This is a genomic window from Schaedlerella sp., assembly GCF_056796775.1.
Window position 1 is genome coordinate 7217 of record NZ_JBQIKP010000082.1, and the last position, 4067, is coordinate 11283.

General features: G+C 40.0%; 4 protein-coding genes. All 4 read right to left on the reverse strand.

Annotated features, from left to right (window positions below; all coding sequences use genetic code 11):
• Nucleotides 1-165: 165 nt before the first annotated feature.
• The 4 genes from ACTOY7_RS20880 to ACTOY7_RS20895 all read right to left on the reverse strand — a co-directional run bounded on the left by ACTOY7_RS20880 (nt 166) and on the right by ACTOY7_RS20895 (nt 4000).
• Nucleotides 166-819 carry an ABC-2 transporter permease gene (locus ACTOY7_RS20880; protein ID WP_159757875.1) on the reverse strand — a complete coding sequence of 218 codons (654 nt, stop codon included), beginning with the start codon at nt 817-819 and terminating at the stop codon, nt 166-168.
• The gene (locus tag ACTOY7_RS20885) at nt 788-1675 is read right to left on the reverse strand and encodes an ABC transporter ATP-binding protein (protein ID WP_159757878.1); all 888 of its coding nucleotides are present in this window, start codon (nt 1673-1675) and stop codon (nt 788-790) included. Before ACTOY7_RS20885 ends, ACTOY7_RS20880 begins: the two co-directional genes overlap by 32 nt.
• Nucleotides 1676-1720: 45 nt before the next feature.
• A complete protein-coding gene (locus tag ACTOY7_RS20890) occupies nt 1721-2491 on the reverse strand; it encodes an AraC family transcriptional regulator (protein ID WP_482672784.1) in 771 nt (256 codons plus the stop codon).
• 195 nt (nt 2492-2686) lie between these two features.
• On the reverse strand, nt 2687-4000 hold the full coding sequence (locus tag ACTOY7_RS20895; protein WP_482672785.1) for a sensor histidine kinase: 1314 nt from the start codon (nt 3998-4000) through the stop codon (nt 2687-2689).
• Between the last annotated feature and the right edge of the window lie 67 nt (nt 4001-4067).

Consider the following 4067-nt stretch of genomic DNA (forward strand, 5'->3'; position numbering starts at 1 on the left):
AAAATTAAAATATTGCATCTATCTAAAGTATAACATGCAAAGCCTCTGATCCGTATGGATTCCTCATACCATACCGGACTATTCTGTACCACTTTGACTCCATAAAGAAAAGGCTGGATACATTTTGCATAAATATATACTTTCTTCTCTTAAATTCTCTTTTCATCACCCGTTTATTTCCTGCTTATAAAATATTCTGCAGCTTATTCTATACATTGTGTAAATCCAGATCGCCGCAATCAAGGGAGACGCACATAAAATTGTAAAAATAAGCTGATCCGTGATTTTCACACCGAGCATCATTAATATTTCATACACCATAAAACATATTCCCAAAGGAACAGCAAATGAAATCAGTAAAAGCATACGCCCCTTTTCCGCACCATACTTAAAGACCAATGGAATAGACATACTTCCGAAAATAACCGAGACGATGAGTCCGACAAATCCCATAAAAAGCATTGTTACTATCCCTTCCATACTTAACGCCATCTTATGCATAGCCACTCCCCCTGCCACACCAAAAATGGTTCCTACGCAAATACCGGCAATACAGAAAATAATAAGAACAATAAATTTGGCCTTAACTATATCTTTTTTACATATCGGCATAACCAAAGCATATTTAGACCATTTACAATGATCATCAAACGTAAACGTTGTTACAATCATCATGCTGCATAACACTCCTGATGAAATAATATAGCTTTCCACCCCCGAAACCATAATCAAACCAATAGCAAACACCAGTAAGATTAACAGCATCGACTTTGCATTATGACCAATATTATATAAATCTTTTAAAATGAGACTCTTCATTTGACTGCTCCCCCTTTACATACATCAAAAGCATATCTTCTATCGATATTGTATCTACCATAGCATTTTTATATTTTCTTTTTGCCTTTTCCTTATCCCCAACAAGTATGTTCCATCTGGTCCCATCCTTCCGGCACGCTAAGATATCTGCTTTATCAACTTTCTCAAACAAGCCTGACTCACATCGAATTACCCCGTAACCATTGTACAGGTCACTTTTCCTCTTAGAGAAGATAACCCTCCCACGATGAATGAATGTAATATAATCTGCCACTTTTTCCAGATCTGTAGTAATATGCGACGACATCAAGATGGAACGCCCCTCTTCTTTGACAAATCCTGCAAATATCTCAAGAATATCATCCCGCATAACCGGGTCAAGTCCGCTCGTTGCCTCATCCAGAATTAACAACTTCGGCCGATGCGACAATGCAGCAGCAATACTCAATTTCATTTTCATCCCTTTGGACAAGGTTTTAATTTCTTTTATCTGTGGAATACTGAAACGCTCCAGGAGATTCTGATATGTAGGGTTATCCCATTGCTTATATGCTGCAGCACAAATTTTTCCAACTTTTTCTGGTGTCAGTGTCTCGTAAAAATTAATCCCATCAAATACAACGCCTATATTTTCTTTGATCTGTATTGTCGAATCAAGTTCCTTCCCCCAGAATCTTACTGTTCCCTTATCTTTTTTTATAAGACCCAGAATGGCGTTGATTGTTGTGCTTTTTCCGGCTCCGTTTTCTCCTATTAATCCCATAATGGAACCTTTAGGAATTGAAAAGGAAACCTGATCCAGTTTAAAATCCCCATATTTCTTTGTCAAATCCTTAATCTGCAATATTTCATCCATGATCTGTCCTCCGTATCCAGAAACGACTGGACTTTTCCTTATCTTTCATATAATGATAGGAATCCATATCTGGCTTACATAATCCTTATCCTTTGGATTCCCTTCACCATACCATTCCACCGCCGGACATTCCCCATATTGGAATGAATGTCTGGGCAGCCATTCCCCTTTTAAATATTTCCATCCATTTTGTATTGCATGCGGTACCTCACCCCTGCACTCTATAATCGCCCAAGTATGTCCTGATAATTTATATTCAGAAACATTCCGTAATTCATGCCTTATGGATGGACGGACTTCACCCAGCGAAATGCCTCCTTTGAAATCACTTTCCAGCTGCTGTGACAATACAATCATAACTGAATGCTGCCATTCATCTTTATTATCAGAGACCCCTGCCGGCCAGATCTCTTCTTTTGTCTGAATATTCCAGGAATACTGCTGTTTTCGTATCTTCTCCATTTGGGGATAAATCTGCAACCTTGTTTCATGCTTCCTTGCCTCTCTCGGTGAAACGCCATGAAACCTGCGGAACGCCTTAGTAAAAGAGGTAGGTGATTCATATCCGTATCTATTGCTTACTTCTGCAATCCTAATGCAGCTGCCTTTTAAATCATATCCGGCAAATGTAAGCTTACGCAGCCGGATATATTCGGACAGGCTGATTCCGTTTATATAAGAGAATACCTTTTGGAAAAAAGCATAAGAACAACCGGCAATCTCTTCAATTTCCTTTTCATCTATAGCCCTCTCTCCATAATCCAGGCTACTCTCAATACAACTGATTATTCTCTGTAACTTTTCATCCCACTCCATATCATCTCTCTTTCTTTGCCTTACATCTCCCTTTGCTATGCCTGTGCCTTGCCGGCACTGGTTTTAAGCCCCAGAAACGCAATATAAGTTTATCAACCCTACCTTTCTCCTGCAACAAGGTTGTCCATTTTTGCAGAATGAGGCGCCATATTTGCAGTTAAAGGCTCTCCTGCTATCAGGCATTCTTTTCTACTTCTAATCCTGTGTTGACAATAACAGTACTGCTGTAAATACATCTTTTTCTACTTTACAAGAGAGATAACCCCCATACTTTTCCGCCATCTTATTTACGCTGCCAATCCCCAGGCCATGCAGACCTTTTTCTTTTTTGGTTGACAGGAGCGTATCCCCCTGCACGGCAATCTCCCCTGAATATCCATTTATAATCCTGAATACACAAAACCCTCCGACATCCTGCATAAAAATACGTACCTTCACATATTTCTGTCCCCGACATTCTCCGGCGGCACGCAGCGCATTGTCTAGCAGATTTCCCAGTATTGCGACCAGATCAATATCGGAAACCATCTCTAATCTTACTCCCGGCTCCACATAAGCATCAAATTCAACCTGGTTCTTTTCCGCCCGTCCTTTTTTCTCGGATAATATCATGTTCAGTACATGATGGCTGCAGAATATTTCCGTCCCACTGTCCTCTATATGCCCGTTCATCTCCTCCACTGCCTTCATAATACTTTTACAGTCGCCCTGCCTTGCAAAATTATGAATCATAGACAGGTAATGGTTCATATTATGGACGAACTCATTATGGCTTCCCTGCACTTCGTCCATCTGCGTATAATATTTTAAATCTGCCTGCTGTTTTGTAATAAGAATCTGATTTTCCGCATTTTGGTACATTTCTTCCGAATATCTGTTAAATGCATAGAACACAAGGATATTCCCGATCAGCAGAAGGCTGAAGCAAACGGTGATCAGTACCTTCACATAGACATTCGTACCAAAATCAAAACCCGAATAGAAAATTCCTGCCATGATACCAAAACCGGCCACCGGCAGGCACAGATATTCTAAAAAGATATGATTATCCATCTTCCTCTTTGATGTCCCGATAAACTGTTCTACCAGTACAAACATAATATAGGTTAAAAGTTTCAGGGACAGGATCTCCAGATGAACCCCTGACATCAGCATATTCTTCTCATTCGTCTGGTTGAAGATAATTGCAAACAGACACTCACTCGCGAATATAATGGAATATGCGACTACGTAGCACAAAACCCTGCTCCCCGTCTTTCCTTCAAATAAAACCATCACAAAGACAAAGCTTATGACTATGAACATGACAAGGTTCAGCTCCCGTTTCCCCACCAGATTCACCGCATACAGGCTGAACACCGCCCCTGCATTCGTAAGATAAAGCTTCTTAGGTTCCAGCGCCCAGGACTTCTTTTCAAAAAAACATTCAAAAAAGGTATAGACAAGATATATCTCCACGATACAGTACACCAGTAATATATATTTATCAATAAAGTTCATACTATTCATAGCATCACTCCATATATTTGCGGCTGACCCATTCTGCAAAATAACTCCGGAATTCCTTTAGCCTGGA